This is a genomic window from Mesorhizobium sp. M0772, from assembly GCF_040320135.1.
In the GTDB taxonomy this organism is placed as follows: domain Bacteria; phylum Pseudomonadota; class Alphaproteobacteria; order Rhizobiales; family Rhizobiaceae; genus Mesorhizobium.
On sequence record NZ_JAMYPB010000017.1, the window covers coordinates 46,619 to 64,760 of the forward strand.

An 18,142-nucleotide genomic window follows, 5' to 3' on the forward strand; every position below is an offset into this window, starting at 1 on the left:
ACATGTCCGCGCCTAGTGAATTGATACCGCTTCAACCGGGCGACCGGGCGCCGAACCTGATACTCGACGCCATTACCCAGGAAGGCAAGATTGCGCTTGACGACTTTCGCGGGCAAAAACCGGTGCTGGTCGGCCTGTTTCGAGGTCTGCATTGTGCGTTTTGCCGGCGCCACATCGCCGCTCAGGCGCGTCTCGATCCGGAGCTGCGCGAAAAGGGCGTGGAGAGCCTGACGGTGGTCAACACGCCGATCGAACGGGCGCGGCTCTATTTCCGCTACCATCCAATGCCGAACCTGCTTGCGGCGTCGGACCCGGAACGCGCTTCACATCGTGCTTTTGGACTGCCCAATCTCGAATTCACCGAGAACGAGACGAACTGGCCGTACAAGGTCGCGATGGCAGCGGCACAGGACATGCGGGTCGACATACCTGGCGAATTGCCCGGTCCCATGGATCCGATGACAGCCGCCGCAATCCTCGACAAGAAGGACCACTACGAACTGACCGAAGCCGACGAGCAGATGATGGCCACGGGACACGGACAACTGGTTGGTCAGTTCCTGCTGGACCGGCAGGGGATCGTCCGCTGGAGCTTCACGGAGGTCCCGGAGGGTGGGCGATACATGTTTGGCGCCCCAAACCCGAAGGAGCTGATGTCAGCCGTGTCGCAAGTCGCCCAATAATGAACTGACAAGTTCACCGTTTATCCGAGCACGGCCTCGACAGTGGCGACAAAGTCATCGAGCGAGCGGTCGCCGCGAATCTCGATGCGCGGAAGGTCGATGAGATCGCTATGGAGGTCCGCCGGCCCGTGCCTGCGGCCGAAGCCTACTCGATAGCCGCACTCCCTAGCCAGCCGGCCAAGCCGTCGGTCGGTGACGGAGAAGGGGGCCGCGAACGCCCTGGTTGGCCGGCCGGTCCAGCGTTCGATGAACAGACGAGAGCGCAGGAGCTCGGCGGCCAGGTCAGCGCTCGACAGACCATCTATGGCGCGATGCGTCGCCATGTGGCTGCCGAAGAAGGCGCCTTCGGCAGCGAGGCGTCGCACCGTCCCGGCGCCCATAAGCGGCGTCGGCGGACCGATGTCGGTGTCCCACTTTGCACTTTCGCCCACCAGGTCCGTCACCAGGAACACTTCCGCGTTCAGGTCGTTGGCGCGCAAGATCGGCCAGGCATGGTCGGCGAAGTTCTGGAAGCCGTCATCGAAAGTGATGAGCACCGGGCGGCCGACGAAAGGCTGACGGTTGGCGATGGATGCTTCCAGCTGCTCGGAGCCAATGGCGTGAAAGCCATTGGCGCGCAGCCATCCCATCTGGCTGGCGAATGCGGCGGGCGTGAGCCGAAAGCGAGCGAGCGCGGCCGGACCTTCATCGGCAACGCCGTGATACATGAGGACAGGGATATGCTGGCGCTGCTCGTTACGTGCGACGTCGCGGCGCAAGGCTCGCGCCCCACCCCAGACGATATTTCGCGCGACGCCGATTTCGATGGGCGCGCGGATCGGCACATGATCGATCACCGGGTCCGTCGCCACATCGCCCGGCGATAGGCGGCGGAAGCGGTCTATGCGGTAGAGCTCGGTCTGGATCGATTGCTCGAGCACCAGGCCTTCGGTCGCTGCCAGCGTCTCGGAGATCGCCTGGGCACCGAATGTGTTCCAGTCGAAGCCCGTCTTTTCGACATTGTCACGCAGCACGAATGCGTGTGCGCTGATGAAACTACCGCCAGGCGCCAACGCCTCGGCAAATTTCTTGGCGATGCGCCGCAACTCGGCGAGATCGTCCAGATAGTAGAGCACCTCCGAACAGAAGATCAGATCCATCTCACCCGGCAGCGTGTCGGCAGCGAAATCGAGTACGCCGAACTCGACATTCGCCTGATTGTTGCATCGGGCGCGGGCTCGCTCGATGGCTATGGCGGAGATGTCGGTTGCGGTCAGATGGCCCACGCGCGGCGCCAGCTGCCGCGTGAAATGGCCCTCCGCACAGGCCAGCTCAAGCGCCCGGCCGATGGGACCGGCAGGCAGGATCTCGATCTGCCGCTCATATTTTTCCTGCTCATAGAGCGAGCTGTAGTTCCAGGGATCCTCGGTCGCGAAATAGCTGTTCCAGAACGCCGTGCGATCCTTGTCGTGCTTGTCCGCGACCCGTGCGCGGCGCGGCGTAACAGGCTCTGACGGTTCAGCGCTCGACCGAACCAGGTCATGCGCCTGTGCGGCCAATTGCGCGAGTTTGCCGAAGTGGCTGTCCTGATCGGGCTCGCTTCCCGCCATGGCAAACGATACCTCGGCTGCAGGCGTGTTTGACGTGGTCGCGCCGGCGCCCTTTTGCGGTGCAGGCGATCCTCCCGCAAGCCGCTCAGCAGGCACTACATCCAGGATCAATTCAATCCAATGATCGCTCGTCACCGTCCCGAGTGCACCGAACTGCACGACAGCCTCGATCCGGCCATCCAGCATCAGACGGGCATAGATCTGATCGATGCCTTCCGGCAGTTCGGTCGCGGTCGGATTGCGAGCGTCGACGCGAATTCCGAGCGTTCGCGCCAGCCTGCGCGGCGTGGCAAGATCGTCGGGTTCGAGAAGCATTTGCTCAAGCTGGTACTGGACGCGGCGAGCCGCTGCGGGATTGTCCCAGATCTTGCCGAGTTCGATGATCAACGCGGTGGTTGCGCTGCCGAACCTCGCCCATCCGGCAGCCAATTGCGCCGGCACCGACAGGCTTCCTGCCATGAGGCCATCGAAGATTACCTTGGCAATCTCATGCGCCCACTTGCGTCCCGCCGGGAGTGCGCGCAGGGGCTGCGGGTCGATCAAGCGCGAGCCTGAGCCGCATTCGGACGCGGCGTTCCGCAACGCCAGCCAAGCAAGCGCTTCAGATGCGGTGCCGCCTTTCGCCGAAATTGAACCCGAGGGATTGTGCGCCACGCCGTCTTACCTGCGCCTGGTTCTGAGGGAGAACAAGTGTCCCGCAACGCGCTTACATCGCCGGTCTGGAAAAAGCAAAAGGCGCCCCGAAAGGCGCCTCTTCATCGCTTGATTCCCCTAGAGGAAACTGGAGCGGGTGAAGCGATTCGAACGCTCGACCCCAACCTTGGCAAGGTTGTGCTCTACCCCTGAGCTACACCCGCTCACACGGCCCTCGGGGCCGCAAGCCGGGCCTATATGGCTGAAGAGCGCGGCGATTGCAACAGGGAAATGACAGGCTTTTTAGCCGCGCCAAATCGCCTGGCCGAACCTTGTCGGCCACGCGGGTGTTCATCGACTTCCCGCATGACGGTCTTGTCTCGGCGGCATCATTGGCCGTAAACGGCTTTGCCGCACGCCGACACAAGGGAAGACCACCAATGCCGAAGACCGAAGCCGAGCTGTTCGCCTTTCTTGCCGATCTCGGCATATCAGTGTCGACCGTGCGCCATCCGCCGCTCTATACGGTCGCCGATTCGCAGTCGCTGCGCGGCGAGATACCGGGCGGGCACACGAAAAACTTGTTTCTCAAGGACAAGAAGGACAATTTCTTCCTGGTCAGCGTCGGCGAGGAGGCGGTCGTCGACCTGAAGCAGATCCACACGATCATCGGCGCCGCCGGCCGGGTGTCGTTCGGCAAGCCGGAGATGCTGATGGAGCTGCTCGGTGTCATTCCGGGCGCGGTCACCGTGTTAGGGCTGATCAACGACACCGAAAGACGGGTCAAGGTGGTGCTCGACCAGGATTTGATGGCACATGCGACAGTCAACGCGCATCCGCTGACCAATGAGGCGACGACGTCGATCGCGTCCGCGGACCTCATCAAATTCGTCGAGGCAACCGGACATGATGCTGCTATCTTGAAAGTCTCGGCTTGATCGCCACATGGATGGCGAAAACTGACCTCTAGTTAAGGACGTCGCGCTGCTCCGCTGGGCGCGATCGGAAGGGCGACGACATGAGCGACAACAACAATCCGTTTGGCGGCCAATTCGGCGGCAATTCGGGCCAATACACCACTTCCGTGCAGTACGGCGGCGCCGAGCCGGCCAAGTCGGCACTTGGCCCGACACCCGGCGCAGCACCTGCCGCTGGCGAGCTGATCAAGGACACCACGACCGCCACTTTCGCCGCCGACGTCATCCAGGAATCGCGCAAACAGCCGGTATTGGTCGATTTCTGGGCGCCGTGGTGCGGGCCCTGCAAGCAGCTCACCCCGCTTCTGGAAAAGGCGGTCAAGGCCGCCGGCGGCAAGGTCAGGCTGGTCAAGATGAACATTGACGATCATCCCTCGATCGCCGGCCAGCTCGGCATCCAATCGATCCCGGCGGTCATCGCCTTCAAGGACGGCCAGCCTGTCGACGGCTTCATGGGCGCCATCCCCGAGAGCCAGATTGCCGAGTTCATCACCAAGGTCGGCGGCAAGGGCAATGGCGCGCCGCCGGTCGCCGAAGCACTGGCCGCGGCGGCGGAAGCGCATGCGGCGGGCGATGCGCAGACCGCAGCCGACATTTACGACGCCATCCTGGCGCAGGCGCCGGAGACGATCGAGGCGATTGCCGGGCTGGGCGAGCTTCTGTTCGAGGCTGGCGACAGCGACGGCGCCGAGGCGCTGCTGGCAACGGCGCCGGAGGCCAAGAAAAATGCGCCGGCACTTGCCGCGCTGCGTGCCAAGATGACGCTGGCTGCAGAAGCGGCAGCACTTGGCAATCCAGCTGAATTCGAGCAGCGACTGGCCGCCAATCCCGGTGACCACCAGGCGCGTTTCGACCTCGCCATGATCCAGAACGCCAGGGGCGAGCGCCATGCGGCGGCCGACAATCTTCTGGCGATTATAAAAGCCGACCGGACGTGGAACGAGGACGGCGCCAGGGCGCAGCTGCTGAAACTGTTCGAGGCCTGGGGCATGACCGACGAGGCGACGCTGGCGGCACGGCGCAAATTGTCGTCGCTGCTGTTTTCCTGAGCCGTTTGCCGGCCAAATTGCCGGGGCGTGGCTGTCGGGCCTTGCGGTCGGCGGCCGCCGCGCCAGATTAGGCCGATAACATCGCGCCCGAAGCGGGTCGGAGGAGTGAAGGTGCAGGTCGGAAACGCATTTTACCGGGTCGGCAAGGATCTGCCGGCAACCATTCCGGTGTTTCCGCTTGCCGGCGCGCTGCTGCTGCCGGGCGGGCGCATGCCGCTCAACATCTTCGAGCCGCGCTATCTGCAGATGGTGGATGAGGCGATCGCCGGCGCGCGGCTGATCGGCATCGTCCAGCCCAGCCTCAATGGCGCGTTGCGCGCCGACGGGGAGCCGGAACTGTGCAATGTCGGCTGCGCCGGGCGCATCATCTCGATGGCCGAGAGCGGCGACGGCCGCTATCTGGTTTCGCTGCAGGGCGTCTGCCGTTTCCGCATCACCAGCGAATTGCCGGTGAAGACGCCTTTCCGGCAATGCAAGCTGGCGCCGTTCCTCACCGATCTTGCCGAAGACCAGGCGGCAAGCGAGGTCGACCGGCCGGCGCTGTTGAAAGCGTTTCGCGCTTATCTGCAGGCCAACGATCTCGAAGCCGATTGGGAAAGCGTCAGCCGCGCCGAGAACACCATGCTGGTCAATGCGCTGTCGATGATGGCGCCCTACGGACCGGCCGAGAAACAGGCGCTGCTGGAGGCGCCCGACCTGAAAGCCCGCGCGGAGACGCTGATCGCCATCACCGAAATGGCGCTGGCGCGTGAGAATGAGGACTTTGGCTCCAGCCTGCAATAAGGGCTGAGCCGATGGCTGAAGGGGGATCCAATGGCTGCGGATGGGCGTGACGGCAAGTCGGTCAATGTCGATCCAAAATTGCTGGAGCTGCTGGCCTGCCCGCTGACCAAGGGGCCGCTGGCCTGGGACCCGGTGCGCGGCGAGTTGATCTCGCGGATCGCCAAGCTCGCTTATCCCGTGCGCGACGGCATCCCGATCATGCTGCCCTCGGAGGCGCGGACGATTTCGGCGGAAGACGTGCTGTCGCCGCCGCGATTGGGTGGGCCGGGCTGAATCAGAGCGTCGCTGAAGTTTGCTGAAGGCTGGCGGGACAGCGCCCTGAAGTCCTGCCGGACATCTCCCCCACAAGGAGGGAGATTGCTTGTCGCTCCCGCTTCGCCAGTCTTTATTGTTGAAAAATTGGCTGGATGGCGAAGCCGCCGATCTCCCCCAAGTGTGGGGAGATGCCCGGCAGGGCAGAGCAGGGCGCGAAGGATCATCGTCGCTTCGCATTCGACGAATAAGCTGCGCCTACTGAAAATTCCGCCCCTTGGGCATGACCCTTTCAGCTTTGTCCGAGAGGGTGGCAATGTCGGGCCGGGCAGCCGGCGTCATCTCTTCCAGCAGCACCGTCAGCCACGGTGTCAAATCCTCGATCTTTTCGGCGACGATGTGGATGACGTCGGATTCCGACTGCAGCTTGCCGGTGACCTTGACGAAGCGCGCGCCCATGACGATGGGCCGGAAACGGGTAAAGGTCCGCTCCCAGAAAATGACGTTGGCGACGGCCTTGTCGTCTTCCAGCGTCAGGAAGATCGCATTGCCCTTGCCGGGCCGCTGCCGCACCAGCACCAGGCCGGCGACCGAGACCCGCCTGCCGTCGCGCACCGAGCCGAGATTGGCATTGGGAATGACGCCGGCGCGGTCGAGCCGCTCGCGCAGGAAGGCGACCGGATGCGCCTTCAGCGACAGGCCGAGCGCGCGGTAGTCGTGGATGACGTGCTCGCCGAGCGGCATTGTCGGCAGTTTTGTCTCGGGCTCGAGTTCGCGCAGCCGGATCGCCGGCTGGTCGAACAGCGGCAGCCGTTCGGCGGCGCTCTTGCCATCCAGCGCGCGCACCGCCCACAAGGCTTCACGACGGTCGAGGCCGAGCGAGCGGAAGGCGTCAGCCTGCGCCAGTCTTTCGATTTCGCCGACATCGAGGCCCGAGCGCAGCCAGACATCCCTGACGCTTGTATAGCCGGCGCCGCGCCGCGCCGTGAAAGCTTCCATACGCTTCTCGGCCAAGCCCTTGATCTGACGGAAGCCAAGCCGGACGGCGTACCTTGTCTTGATGACACCGCGCATTTCGGCATGGCGCCCCAGGATGCGGCCCGGATCGAATTGGGCTTTCTCCAGGGTGCAGTCCCAGTCGGAAAAATTGACGTCGACGTCGCGGATATCGACGCCATGGTCGCGCGCGTCGCGCACCAGCTGGGCCGGCTGGTAAAACCCCATCGGCTGCGAATTCAGGATCGCGGCGCAGAACACGTCGGGATAAAAGGTCTTGAACCAGCAGGAGGCATAGACGAGCAAAGCGAAGGAGGCGGCGTGGCTTTCGGGAAAGCCGTATTCGCCGAAGCCTTCGATCTGCTTGAAGCAGCGCTCGGCGAAGTCCTTGGTGTATCCCTTGCCGACCATGCCGTCGATCATGCGCTGGCGGTAATTGCCGATGGTGCCGGTGCGCTTGAAGGTGGCCATGGCACGGCGTAGTTCGTCCGCCTCGCCCGGCCTGAAGCCGCCGGCGACGATGGCGATCTTCATCGCCTGTTCCTGGAACAACGGCACGCCCAGCGTCTTGCCCAGGATTTCTTCCAGTTCCGGCTTGGGGTACTCAGGCATTTCCTTTTTCTGCCGGCGGCGCAGATAGGGATGCACCATATCACCCTGGATCGGACCGGGCCGCACGATCGCCACCTCGATGACCAGGTCGTAGAATTCGCGCGGGCGTAGACGCGGCAGCATCGACATCTGCGCGCGCGATTCGATCTGGAAGACGCCGAGCGTGTCGGCGCGGCAGATCATGTCGTACACGTCGTTCTCTTCCGGCGGCAGGGTGGCCAGCACATAGGGTCGGCCGTAATCATCCCGGGCCTTCGGATAATGGTCGGTGAGCAAGGTGAAGGCGCGCTTCAGGCAGGTCAGCATGCCAAGCGCTAGAATATCCACCTTCAGGATCTTCACCGCGTCGAGATCGTCCTTATCCCACTCGACCATCTTGCGCGCCTCCATCGCCGTCTTGACGATGGGGACGATCTCGTCGAGCCGGTCGCGGGTAATGACGAAGCCGCCGACATGCTGCGACAGATGCCGGGGAAAGCCCATGATCTCGTTGGCGTGGGCGATCACGTGACGGGTCGAGGTCTCGTTGCGGTCAAGGCCGCCGGCATGCGCCTCCTTCTCGCCGAGCTCCGAGGTCGACCAGCCCCAGATCGAACTGGAGAGCGCAATGCGGACATCGTCCGACAGGCCCATGGCCTTGGCCACCTCGCGCAGCGCCGAGCGGCCGCGATAGCTGATGACGGCGGCCGCCAGCGCGGTGCGCTTGGCGCTGTATTTGGAGTAGATGTACTGGATCACCTCCTCACGCCGCTCATGCTCGAAGTCGACGTCGATGTCGGGCGGCTCGTTGCGTTCCTCGGAAATGAAGCGCTCGAACAACGTGTCGATGCGCTCGGGGCCGACCTCGGTGATGCCGATGCAGTAGCAGACGATCGAGTTGGCGGCCGAGCCTCTGCCCTGGCACAGAATGCCCTCATTGCGGGCGAACTGGACGATGTCGTAAACGGTCAGGAAATAGCGCGCATAATTCAGACGCTCGATCAGAGCGAGCTCCTCACTGATGCGCTGCAAGACGGAAGCGGGGACGCCCGCCGGATAGCGCGTGGCGGCCCCCTCCCTGGCCAGACGCTCTAGCTCGGCCTGCGGCCCAAGCCCTGATTGCGTCGGCTCGTCGGGATAATTGTACTGGAGGTCGCTGAGCGAGAAGGTCAGTTCGCCGGCAAAGCGCAGCGTCTCGGCCAGCGCCCGTGGATGGGGGCGGAAGAGACGGGCCATTTCCAGCGGCGGCTTCAGATGGCGCTCGGCGTTGGCCGTCAGCTCCACCCCGACCTCGGCGACCGGCAAATTGAGGCGGATGGCGGTGAGCACATCTTGCAGCGAGCGGCGCTCGGCGCTGTGATAAAGCACGTCGTTGGTCGCCATCAGCGGCACGCCGACGATGTCCGCCATGCCCGCCGCCTGCTCGATGCGGAAACGGTCATTGCCGCGATAATCCGGCGCCATGCCTAGCCGCAAATTAGCGCCGAAACGGTCTTTCAGTTGACGGACCAATGCCAGGGGATCGTCGGCATTCGCCGAGAGATCCGGCAGCACCGCCAGCGACAGCAGGTCGCCCCATTCGAGCAGGTCGCTGCGCTGGAGAAGGGTCGCGCCCTTCTCGTTTTCATCGCGCAAATTGGCTTGCGTCAGCATGCGGCAGAGATGGCCCCAGCCCTTGCGGTTCTGCGGATAGGCGAGAATGTCCGGCGTGCCGTCGCCGAACACCAGGCGGCAACCGGGGTGATAGGCGAGCTTCTCGACCTTGGCCTGCTGCCAGGCGCGCACGACGCCGGCCACCGTGTTGCGGTCTGCCAGTCCGATCGAGGAAAAGCCGAGGAATTTGGCCGCCACCACCAGCTCCTCCGGCTTGGAGGCGCCGCGCAGGAAGGAGAAGTTCGACTGGATGCCGAATTCCGCATAGGGGATGACGGTCAGCGCGTTCATGCGAAGACCCCATGCATGAACCAGCGCGGCGGCACCTGCGGGTTGCCATAGAGGCCTTGCCGGTAGAGCCAGTAGCGGCGGCCGTCGGCATCCTCGATCCGGAAATAGTCACGCGTCGATGTGAGCGGATCGCTTGACGTTTCACGCCACCATTCCGGCGCGATGCGTTCCGGCCCCTCGGCGCGCGCGACCCGGTAGAGCGCGCGGCGCCAGCGGAAATTCATCGGCGGACCCTCAGGCATTTCGGTGGCCGGCACCTCGATCGGCTCGGGCGAACGGAACAGCCGGATCGGCCGTTCCGGCGGGAAGATGGTTGCGCGCGGCGCGTCTTTCGAGCCCGGCTTCCTGAGCGGTGTTTTGCGTTGTGGCGCTTCCGAGAACGGGATGGTGGCGATGGCGCGCTCCGGCAGATGGCTCTCGAGGGCGACCGGTTTCAGCACCGCACTGTCGCCGAGCCTGGCGCGGATGCGGTCGGCAAAGAGTGCCATGTCGGCGCCGTCATCCTCGGCCTCGCCGGTCAAATCGGCCTGCTGCATGTCGAAGCCGGCGGCCGCCAGCACCGAAAGCCGAACCAGGTCGAAGCCGTAGCCGGCATCGATGTCCTGTTCGAGCGCGGCCAGCCGCTCATGGAACAGGCGCTGGATCAGCTTCGGTTCGCGCAGCGGACGCGAGGTGCCGACAGCGATGCGGCTGACGGCGCCGTCGACGCGAAACAACAGCAGCGCCAGCATCCTTGCGCCCTCGCCGCGGCGTTCGAGATCGGCCTTCAGCGTCACCGCCAGCAAGAGCACCAGCCGTTCGATCTCGGCGGTCAGCACGACCGGCTCGGCCAGGTGGCGTTCGACCGAAAGCGAGGCCACCGGCAGGCGCGGCGATACCGCCTCGTCGAGGCGGCCGAGCGCCTGGTCAAGACGCAACAGCAAGGTCGCGCCGAAACGGCGGGCGAGCGGCGCTCGCGGCGCTGCCATGACCGCGCCGGCGGTGCGCAGACCGACGCTTTCCAGGCTGGCGCGGATATCGGCCTCGATGCGCAGTGCGGCCAGCGGCAAGGGGGCGAGCAGCGCTTCCTCCTCGCCGGAGACAACGATGCGGTCGCCGCAAAAGCGCGCTGCCGCCCAGGCTGCACCCGGCGTCGCGGCCAACCCGGCGCGGACATCGAAACCCTGCTGGAAAAACCGCGCAAGGATGTCGTCCAGCATGGCGCGCTCGCCGCCGAACAGGTGGGTACAGCCGGTGACGTCGAGATAAAGCCCGTCGACGCCGTCAAGCGCCACCAGCGGCGTATAGCGGTCGCACCAGTCGGCGAGGCCTTCGAGCAGCCGGCGGTCGGCCTCCGGATCGGCCTCGACAATGTCGATCGAGGGATGCATGGCACGGGCGTCGGCAATGCCCATGCCAGGCTTCAGATGCAGCGCCTCAGCCCGCTCGTCGAGGGCCGATATGCGCTGGGCGTTGCGGTCGCGATGGCTGATCACGAGCGGGAAATGATCCGAAGGCCGGGAACGCCACGACCGTCCCAGGCGCTGGCGCAGGATCCGTTCGGCCGCCAGATGCGGGAACCACAGCGACAGAATTCTCTGGCCGTTTTTCGCGGGGCTTTCTTTCTTCGAATGCGTGTTCATCGGGGTTCCACTCCAGTGTGAATTGTCCAGGCAGAGCGGTGCGGCTCTTGCCGATGCTGACGGTGAAGGCAGGGTGGCCGATCGACCCGGCAAGCGGCCCGGCGATCGTCCGGCGCGATGTCGCTGGTGCAACCGACACGATGAGGCGCACCGGGGCGGCGGTCGGCTCGGCTTCGCCGGCCTGGCGCAGCAGGAATACCGGCCGGCCGGCGTTTTGGGCGCGCGCGTGCAGCCGGCGCGTCGCGGTGAGGTCGAGCCGCTGCGGGCTGCCACGGATTTCGAGGATGATTGCGGCGAGCGCCGTCATCTTGGCGGCCTCCTCGGCTACCCACAGCGCATCGGTGAGTTTCGGCGCCTCGGAAAACAGCAACTGCTCCGGTGCGATACCGAACATGCCCTGCAATCCCCTGGCATAGGGAAAGCCGGCCTCGCGAAAAATCTCCGACGTGCCGATCCACAGCACGGGCAAGGGCTGGCCCTTGAGGATCAGGCTGACAAGCGACAGCACAAAGCCTGCGACGGCCCCGGCATTGCGGGTCTCAAGGCCATGGATTTCGCTCAAGGCAGCTTTCGGAAGGCCGCCGCTGAGGGCCGCATCGAGGCGTTCGATGCCGGTGGCCAGGAAAGCATCCGGCAAAGCTGCGGCAAGCCCGCGCCGGATGATGGTAACATCGGAATCGGGTTCAGGCGCGGCGTGGAGACAGCCCTCAGCACGCGCACGAGGTCGCTCGCCGGCCGGCACGGCCAGGCGCTCGGGCAGCGTTCCCTCGATCTTCGCGATCTGGCGGCGCAGGGCAAAAACAGTCTCCCGCGCCACGGCTGATGTCGCCATGACGGTCAATTTCTCTCATAATTGTTCCTGTTATGTTCCTATAGATTCCAGAGGGTGCCGAAAGAGTCAAGCGGAGTCAGAAGGAATTTATTCCTTGATCAAAGGTGGCGAGGCCAACCTTGGACTTTGGTCGCAGTCATTCGGCGCAAAGAAACAGTCATCGGCCAGGTACCCGTCCATTTGCCGAGTCCGGAGGGAAAGCCTATATGCCGGGATCAAAGGACAAAGCATGGCCCGCATCTACAAGACCCGCACCTGGCACGATGAACTCTCGCCCTCGATCGAGGAGATGGAGTTTCTGGCGCTGGAGGCGTACGCGCATCTGCCCGACGATTTCCGCAAGCTGACCGGCGAGATCGTCATCATGATCGCCGAATTCCCGACCGACGAGATCATGGACGATCTGTCGCTGGAGACGCCGTTCGACCTGCTCGGCCTGTTCGAGGGCCGCGGCATCGCCGAGCGCTGGAACCCGCAGACCGGCGAAGGCCCGAACCGCATCACCCTCTACCGCCGCGCCATCCTCGACTACTGGGCCGAGAACGAAGAGACGCTGGGCGACATCGTCACCCACGTGCTGATCCACGAGATCGGCCACCATTTCGGCCTGTCGGATGATGATATGGAGAAAATCGAAGAGGCGGCGGAGTGAGGCTGCGCCGATATTCAGGTGAAGCCGGCCTGCGAACGGCAGCTTCCTGCGCTTCCGGTGCTCGCGTACTTTAAGTACGCTCCGCTCCGGTTCTCGGAAACCACTGTTCTCGGCTCGGCGTGACCTGAATCTCGACACAGCCTGCGTCCGTGCCTGGCAAAGCCTACCAGTCGCTCAGCTTGGTATCCGGCCCGTATTCCTGGCCGTCGATATCCTTCACCACCGCCTGGCCGCAGCGCATCGATTTGGTCTTCTTGTCGTAGGCGTAGGTCGGCGAGCCGTACAGGTGCCAGCCCTTGTTCAGCGCCGCGGTCACCTTGTGGCAGAAGGTTGAATCGTCGGGGGCGGACAAAAAGCGGTAAAGTCTCATGGGTCAGATCCTGTCGTGAGTTCGTCTTTTCGGGGCGGATCATGCGCCGATGGCGGCGGCCTTCGCCAGCAATTTCTCGGCCTGCGCCAGATGCAGCCGCTCGACCATCCTGCCGTTCAGAGCAATCACGCCCTTGCCGGCATTTTCTGGCAAGGCGAAGGCATCCTTCACCGCGCGCGCCTCGGCGAGAGCTTCGGGCGCGGGCGCAAAGGCGCGGTTGGTGGTTTCGATCTGGGCGGGGTGGATCAGCGTCTTGCCATCGAACCCCATGGCAGCGGCTTCCGTGCATTCGCGCGCAAACGCGTCGAGGTCGCGAAAATCGTTGGAGACGCCGTCGAGCATGTCGATGCTGCCGGCCCGCGCCGCCAGCACCATCTGCATCAGCCAGGGCACAAGATAGCGGCGGTCGGGCGTCGCCAGAATGCCGGTTTCCTTGACCAGATCGTTCGTTCCGGCAACGAAACAAACTAGGCGCGAGGCCGGGTCGCGGCCGAGTTCGGCAATGGCGCCGATGTTGAGAATGGCCTTGGGCGTCTCGATCATCGCCCAGAGCTTGACGCTGTCGGGGGCAAAATTATCGTCGAGCACGTCGCCGACTTCGAGGATGTCACGAGGCGTGGCGACCTTGGACAACAGGATGCCGTCGGGAACGAATTTCGCCGCGGCCAGCAGGTCATCGTTGCCCCATTCGCTGGACAGCGCGTTGACGCGCACGATCATTTCGCAGCGGCGTTTCGGTCGGCTGGCGAAAATGCCGGCCAATCTGTCCCGCGCGGCGATCTTGTCTGAGGGCGCGACGGCGTCTTCGAGGTCGATGATCACGGCATCGCAGGCAAGCGTTGCGATCTTGGCCAGCGCCTTGTCGTTGGAGGCGGGGACGTAAAGCACTGAGCGGCGCGGGCGGTAAGGTTCGCTTGTCATGGCCGATCTATGCCGCGTGGGGGCGGGTGAGGCAAGAGTGCGGGCGACCGGTTCCTGATATCGAGCCAACCGCGAAAGCTTGCGCTGCCCCTTGCCTGCCCGCGGAGGGAGAGGAAAGGAGCCTGGCTGGGACAGCGCCAACGTCCGGAAAGATGGCGGGCAGCGCCTCGGCTGGAAGCGCAGGTCCTGCACGAGAACTGCACATCTCTGCGGAAAACCTCCTCCGCTGCGCCCTGCCGTATCCATGCGCAGCCACCACAACAGCGGCATGCAACAGCGAAACCGTTGGTCCTTGCCCTATCGCCTGCGCAGCGAAAGCTGGTGGTTGGTGGATCCGCCCCGGACGGAGGCCCGCCCTTACCTGGAAGCGAGCCTGCTCCCTTTTATCCGCCCACCGGCCGAGCGGACCCAGCCCATCAGGAAAATCCGCGCATGACATCGTTTGCAAGCTTTTCCAGCCGCTTCGGCATCGCCGTCCTGCTCGTGGCGCTGGCGGATTTTTTCTTTTACGGCCAGCCCGCCGGGATCACGGTGCTGCTGTTTGCCATCCTGATCGTCGGCGCGGTGGTCGCTGTGCATCCTGCCGCGCTGAATTCCACCCGACCCTGGCTCAAGCCGGCCGCTTTGTTCGTCGCGCTGCTGCCGCTAGCCGAGAACGTCAGCCCGCTGTCGGTGGCGATAGCTGTCGTGGCGCTGGTGGTGTTTGCGCTGTCCCTGTCCGGGCGGCTACGGCACGGCATCGCCCGCATTGCCGGCCAGGTCGCGCTGTTCCTGGTGGCGGCGCCGCTGCGCCTTATCCGTGACTTTTTCCAATGGCGCCGCACGGTGCGCCGGCTTGGCGGCCGCCGCATCCGCCTGGCGTCCATCATCGTCTGGGTGATGCCGGTGACGCTGGGCGCGGTGTTCCTGTTCTCGTTCGGCGCCGCAAATCCGGTCATCGAATACTGGCTGTCGCTGATCGACCTGATGAAGCTGCTCGATCTCATCCAGCTGGCGCGGATCGTCTTCTGGCTGTTCGTGCTCGCCGGCGTCTGGGCTTTCCTGCGGCCTCGCCTGCCGCGCTTGCTGCGCCGCCTTCCACCTTTGGCGCCGCCTGCAGCCGTGGCCGCACCGGCTGCGACCAAACCCGCCACTACGATCGAGGACGTCGTCTTCGGCAAGGCCGCGATCCTGCGCGCGCTGATCGTCTTCAACGGCCTGTTTGCGCTGCAGACCGGGCTCGACGCCGCCTATCTCTGGGGCGGGGTCGCCCTTCCCGACGGCTTGAGCTATGCCGCCTATGCGCATCGCGGCGCCTATCCGCTGATCGCCACCGCGCTGCTGGCCGCCGGCTTCGTGCTGGCGGCGCTGCGGCCGGGCAGCGAAACGTCAAGCGATCCGCTGATCCGCCGGCTGGTCTATGCCTGGGTGGCGCAGAACATCGTGCTGGTCATCTCCTCCATCCTGCGGCTCGACCTCTATATCGGGGTCTATGCGCTGACCTACTGGCGCATCGCGGCTTTCGTCTGGATGGGGTTGGTGGCATCAGGGCTTGCGCTGATCATTGCCCGCATCGCGCTCGGAAGATCCAACGAATGGCTGTTGTCCGCCAATCTTGCGACGCTATCGGCGACGCTTTATGCCTGCTGCTTCATCAACTTCGCCGCAACGATCGCCAATTTCAATGTCGACCATTCCCTTGAAATGACCGGCGACGGCACGCCTATCGATACCGAATATCTGCGCTCGCTTGGCGCTGCCGCCATGCCGGCGCTGGACCGCCTCTACATGCACCAATTCGGAAACCAAACCACCTATCTGGCCGATCAAATGATGATCGACGACACTATCGCCGAGCAGAGGCAGTGGCGCGCCTGGAGCTTTCGCGGCTGGAGGCTCGTGCAGGTTCTCGACAAGAGAGGTCCGCTCGTGCTTCCTCCACCTACCCAGCCCTTGCAACGTTCAGTGCCGGACCGTTAGATCCATGCCGCATCAGATCCTGGTCGCCGACGACGATCCGCACATTCGCGAGATCATCTGCTTTGCGCTGGAGAAGGCCGGCATGAAGACGCAAGCCGTGTCCGACGGCGCCGCGGCCCTGCAGGCGATCGAGCGCCGCGTGCCCGATCTCGTCGTGCTCGACATCGGCATGCCGGAGATGGACGGGCTGGAAGTCTGCCGGCGGCTGAGGCAACGCTCCGACGTGCCGGTTCTGTTCCTGTCCGCGCGCGACGAAGAAATCGATCGCATCCTCGGGCTCGAAATGGGCGGCGACGACTATGTGACGAAACCGTTCAGCCCGCGCGAGCTGGTGGCGCGCGTCAACGTTATCCTGCGCCGCGCCCGCCCGGTGGCCCCGGACCCCGCCGGTGACAAGAACTTTGCGCATGGCAAGCTCAGCCTGGTGCCGGCCAGCCACGGCGCCAGTTTCGACGGCAAGGCGCTGGCGCTGACGGCGATCGAGTTCTCGATCCTCAGGGGATTTCTGGCGCGGCCGGCGCATGTGCTGGGCCGCGACCTGGTGGTCGCCAGCGCCTATGCCGCCAACATCCACGTCGCCGACCGTACCGTCGATAGCCACATCCGCAACATCCGCGCCAAGCTGGCGGCGGCGGGCTGTCTCGACGCCATCGAAACCGTGCATGGCGTCGGTTTCCGGCTCGGCCGATGCGGCGCCTGAGCGACGCCAAATGGATCGGCACCAAATGGCGGCCAAGGCTGGCCACGGTGGTTCTCGCCATCCTCATCATGGTGCTGGCGCTGCCGCTGGTCGGCCTGTTCTTCTTCCGGCTTTATGAAAACCAGCTGATCCGCCAGACCGAGGGCGAGCTGATCGCGCAAGGCGCCGTCATCGCCGCCATCTATGCACAGAATATCAGTGACGCCGGCATTGCCCCGGAGAAGCTTGGGGTGCCGATGCAGGCTGACAGCGGCGATGCCAGCCGCGGCGACGACACGCCTTACCAGCCGATCGAGCCGACACTCGATCTCGCCTCCGACTATTTGCTGCCGACCCGGCCCGCCGGCATTGTTGCCGCCACCGATCCGGCCTTTGCGGCGATCGGCGCGCGGCTGTCCGGCATTCTCGACACCACGCAGAAAACCACCTTGGCCGGCTTCCGGCTGCTCGACCCACATGGCGTCGTCATTGCCGGGCGCGATGAGGTCGGACTATCGCTGGCCAATGTCGAAGAGGTGCGCACCGCCCTTACCGGCCACTATGCCAGCGCGCTCAGGCAACGAATTCCCGACCAGCCGCCGCCGCCGCTCTATTCGGTCAGCCGGGGCACCAAGGTCCGCGTCTTCGTCGCCATGCCAATCGCGGTCGACGGCCACGTCGCCGGCGTGATCTATCTGTCTCGAACGCCGAACAACATCGTCAAGCATCTCTATGGCGAACGCGGCAAGGTGACGCTGGCGGCCATCGCCATGCTGTTCGGCACGCTGCTGATCGCGCTGGTGTTCCTGCGCACCGTCAGCCGGCCGATCTACGCGCTGATGGAGCGCACGAGGCGCATCGCCGCCGGCGACCGCGACGCCATCCGGCCGCTCGACCATCACGGCACGCGCGAAATGGCCGAGCTGTCCGCGGCCTTTCTCGACATGGCCGAAAAGCTGCAGGCGCGCTCCGACTCGATCCAGACCTTTGCCACCCATGTCTCGCACGAGCTCAAATCGCCGCTGACGGCGATCCAGGGCGCGGCCGAACTCTTGCGCGACTCCGGCGAGGCGATGGACGCGGCAGAGCGCAAGCGGTTTTCCGGCAACATCGTCAACGATGCCGGAAGGCTCAATCTGCTGGTACGGCGCCTGCTCGATCTGGCGCGCGCGGAAAACCTGGCGCCGAGCGGCGAAAGCACGTCGCTCGATGCGGCGCTGGCATTGCTGCCGGTGGACGGCAGGCTGGCTGTGACCATCGAGACGGGCGGCGAAACCGGTCTGCGCATCTCGGCCGAGAATGCGGCGATCGTGCTTGCCAACCTGATCGACAATTCCGCCAGGCACGGCGCGACCCAGGTTTTGCTGGCGGCTGCCAGCGCCGAAGGCAAGGTGACCATTGCGGTCAGCGACGACGGCGCCGGCATCTCGCCGAGCAACAGGGCACGCATTTTCGAGCCGTTCTTCACCACGCGGCGCGAGTCCGGCGGCACCGGCATGGGCCTCGGCATAGTGCTGGCCCTCCTGAAAGCGCATGATGGCACGATCGCGCTGGTTGACTCCGGGCGCGGCACGCGCTTCGAGATCATTGTGCCGGCGGCGTGAAGGATG

The 18,142-nt window shown here is 64.7% G+C and carries 15 protein-coding genes and 1 tRNA gene; 9 read left to right on the forward strand and 7 right to left on the reverse strand.

Annotated features, from left to right (window positions below; genetic code table 11):
• The first annotated feature begins 2 nt into the window (after positions 1-2).
• Complete coding sequence (locus tag NKI06_RS14030) at positions 3-683, forward strand: redoxin domain-containing protein (protein WP_352985819.1); 681 nt, start codon at positions 3-5, stop codon at positions 681-683.
• Between the two features lie 20 nt (positions 684-703).
• Here the strand turns inward: NKI06_RS14030 and NKI06_RS14035 are convergent, their stop codons facing one another.
• Together NKI06_RS14035 and NKI06_RS14040 are read right to left on the reverse strand one after the other, a co-directional pair.
• Positions 704-2,731 (reverse strand): SAM-dependent methyltransferase, encoded by a 2,028-nt coding sequence (locus tag NKI06_RS14035; protein WP_352985820.1) that lies wholly within the window; start codon positions 2,729-2,731, stop codon positions 704-706.
• A gap of 323 nt (positions 2,732-3,054) precedes the next feature.
• Positions 3,055-3,129: transfer RNA gene (locus NKI06_RS14040), tRNA-Gly, on the reverse strand.
• Positions 3,130-3,345: 216 nt separating this feature from the next.
• Between NKI06_RS14040 and NKI06_RS14045 the strand changes: the two genes are divergently transcribed.
• The 4 genes from NKI06_RS14045 (at position 3,346) to NKI06_RS14060 (ending at position 5,987) form a co-directional block, all read left to right on the forward strand.
• Positions 3,346-3,843: a prolyl-tRNA synthetase associated domain-containing protein gene (locus tag NKI06_RS14045; protein WP_352985822.1), complete on the forward strand. Its 498-nt coding sequence runs from the start codon at positions 3,346-3,348 to the stop codon at positions 3,841-3,843.
• A gap of 80 nt (positions 3,844-3,923) precedes the next feature.
• The gene (trxA, locus tag NKI06_RS14050) at positions 3,924-4,931 is read left to right on the forward strand and encodes a thioredoxin (RefSeq protein ID WP_352985824.1); all 1,008 of its coding nucleotides are present in this window, start codon (positions 3,924-3,926) and stop codon (positions 4,929-4,931) included.
• A gap of 111 nt (positions 4,932-5,042) precedes the next feature.
• Positions 5,043-5,714 carry an LON peptidase substrate-binding domain-containing protein gene (locus NKI06_RS14055; protein WP_023685086.1) on the forward strand — a complete coding sequence of 224 codons (672 nt, stop codon included), beginning with the start codon at positions 5,043-5,045 and terminating at the stop codon, positions 5,712-5,714.
• A gap of 30 nt (positions 5,715-5,744) precedes the next feature.
• Positions 5,745-5,987, forward strand: coding sequence for a Trm112 family protein (locus tag NKI06_RS14060; protein WP_023687636.1), 243 nt, complete (start codon positions 5,745-5,747; stop codon positions 5,985-5,987).
• A 237-nt stretch (positions 5,988-6,224) separates the two neighbouring features.
• Here the strand turns inward: NKI06_RS14060 and NKI06_RS14065 are convergent, their stop codons facing one another.
• The 3 genes from NKI06_RS14065 to NKI06_RS14075 are packed head-to-tail and all read right to left on the reverse strand — an operon-like array spanning position 6,225 to position 11,951.
• On the reverse strand, positions 6,225-9,497 hold the full coding sequence (locus tag NKI06_RS14065) for an error-prone DNA polymerase (protein ID WP_352985826.1): 3,273 nt from the start codon (positions 9,495-9,497) through the stop codon (positions 6,225-6,227).
• The gene (locus tag NKI06_RS14070) at positions 9,494-10,972 is read right to left on the reverse strand and encodes a DUF6504 family protein (RefSeq protein WP_023740131.1); all 1,479 of its coding nucleotides are present in this window, start codon (positions 10,970-10,972) and stop codon (positions 9,494-9,496) included. The genes NKI06_RS14065 and NKI06_RS14070 overlap by 4 nt, the downstream gene beginning before the upstream one ends.
• On the reverse strand, positions 10,914-11,951 hold the full coding sequence (locus NKI06_RS14075) for an ImuA family protein (protein ID WP_352985829.1): 1,038 nt from the start codon (positions 11,949-11,951) through the stop codon (positions 10,914-10,916). Before NKI06_RS14075 ends, NKI06_RS14070 begins: the two co-directional genes overlap by 59 nt.
• 229 nt (positions 11,952-12,180) lie before the next feature.
• Here NKI06_RS14075 and NKI06_RS14080 point away from each other — a divergent pair, with 229 nt between their 5' ends.
• On the forward strand, positions 12,181-12,603 hold the full coding sequence (locus NKI06_RS14080) for a metallopeptidase family protein (RefSeq protein WP_023702572.1): 423 nt from the start codon (positions 12,181-12,183) through the stop codon (positions 12,601-12,603).
• 163 nt (positions 12,604-12,766) lie between these two features.
• On the opposite strand, the gene NKI06_RS14085 is transcribed toward NKI06_RS14080, so the two are convergent.
• Together NKI06_RS14085 and NKI06_RS14090 are read right to left on the reverse strand one after the other, a co-directional pair.
• Entirely contained in the window at positions 12,767-12,973 is a 207-nt protein-coding gene (locus NKI06_RS14085) for a DUF1737 domain-containing protein (RefSeq protein ID WP_023673921.1), read from the reverse strand.
• Positions 12,974-13,012: 39 nt separating this feature from the next.
• Positions 13,013-13,894 carry an HpcH/HpaI aldolase/citrate lyase family protein gene (locus tag NKI06_RS14090; protein ID WP_352839062.1) on the reverse strand — a complete coding sequence of 294 codons (882 nt, stop codon included), beginning with the start codon at positions 13,892-13,894 and terminating at the stop codon, positions 13,013-13,015.
• Positions 13,895-14,326: 432 nt separating this feature from the next.
• On the opposite strand from NKI06_RS14090, the gene NKI06_RS14095 reads away from it, so the two are divergent.
• From NKI06_RS14095 to NKI06_RS14105, 3 genes are read left to right on the forward strand one after another with little or no spacing between them, the layout of a single operon-like run.
• The gene (locus tag NKI06_RS14095; protein WP_352985831.1) at positions 14,327-15,853 is read left to right on the forward strand and encodes a DUF4153 domain-containing protein; all 1,527 of its coding nucleotides are present in this window, start codon (positions 14,327-14,329) and stop codon (positions 15,851-15,853) included.
• A 4-nt stretch (positions 15,854-15,857) separates the two neighbouring features.
• Complete coding sequence (locus tag NKI06_RS14100) at positions 15,858-16,553, forward strand: response regulator transcription factor (protein WP_023671682.1); 696 nt, start codon at positions 15,858-15,860, stop codon at positions 16,551-16,553.
• On the forward strand, positions 16,541-18,136 hold the full coding sequence (locus tag NKI06_RS14105) for a sensor histidine kinase (RefSeq protein WP_352985833.1): 1,596 nt from the start codon (positions 16,541-16,543) through the stop codon (positions 18,134-18,136). Before NKI06_RS14100 ends, NKI06_RS14105 begins: the two co-directional genes overlap by 13 nt.
• Positions 18,137-18,142 lie beyond the last annotated feature (6 nt).

Excerpts from the sequence above, each read along its gene's own strand:
- NKI06_RS14030 (WP_352985819.1), top strand. The coding sequence starts at position 3 with ATGTCCGCGCCTAGTGAATTGATACCGCTTCAACCGGGCGACCGGGCG.
- NKI06_RS14035 (WP_352985820.1), bottom strand. The coding sequence starts at position 2,731 with ATGGCAGGAAGCCTGTCGGTGCCGGCGCAATTGGCTGCCGGATGGGCG.
- NKI06_RS14045 (WP_352985822.1), top strand. The coding sequence starts at position 3,346 with ATGCCGAAGACCGAAGCCGAGCTGTTCGCCTTTCTTGCCGATCTCGGC.
- trxA (WP_352985824.1), top strand. The coding sequence starts at position 3,924 with ATGAGCGACAACAACAATCCGTTTGGCGGCCAATTCGGCGGCAATTCG.
- NKI06_RS14060 (WP_023687636.1), top strand. The coding sequence starts at position 5,745 with ATGGCTGCGGATGGGCGTGACGGCAAGTCGGTCAATGTCGATCCAAAA.
- NKI06_RS14065 (WP_352985826.1), bottom strand. The coding sequence starts at position 9,497 with ATGAACGCGCTGACCGTCATCCCCTATGCGGAATTCGGCATCCAGTCG.
- NKI06_RS14075 (WP_352985829.1), bottom strand. The coding sequence starts at position 11,951 with ATGGCGACATCAGCCGTGGCGCGGGAGACTGTTTTTGCCCTGCGCCGC.
- NKI06_RS14080 (WP_023702572.1), top strand. The coding sequence starts at position 12,181 with ATGGCCCGCATCTACAAGACCCGCACCTGGCACGATGAACTCTCGCCC.
- NKI06_RS14085 (WP_023673921.1), bottom strand. The coding sequence starts at position 12,973 with ATGAGACTTTACCGCTTTTTGTCCGCCCCCGACGATTCAACCTTCTGC.
- NKI06_RS14090 (WP_352839062.1), bottom strand. The coding sequence starts at position 13,894 with ATGACAAGCGAACCTTACCGCCCGCGCCGCTCAGTGCTTTACGTCCCC.
- NKI06_RS14095 (WP_352985831.1), top strand. The coding sequence starts at position 14,327 with ATGACATCGTTTGCAAGCTTTTCCAGCCGCTTCGGCATCGCCGTCCTG.
- NKI06_RS14100 (WP_023671682.1), top strand. The coding sequence starts at position 15,858 with ATGCCGCATCAGATCCTGGTCGCCGACGACGATCCGCACATTCGCGAG.
- NKI06_RS14105 (WP_352985833.1), top strand. The coding sequence starts at position 16,541 with ATGCGGCGCCTGAGCGACGCCAAATGGATCGGCACCAAATGGCGGCCA.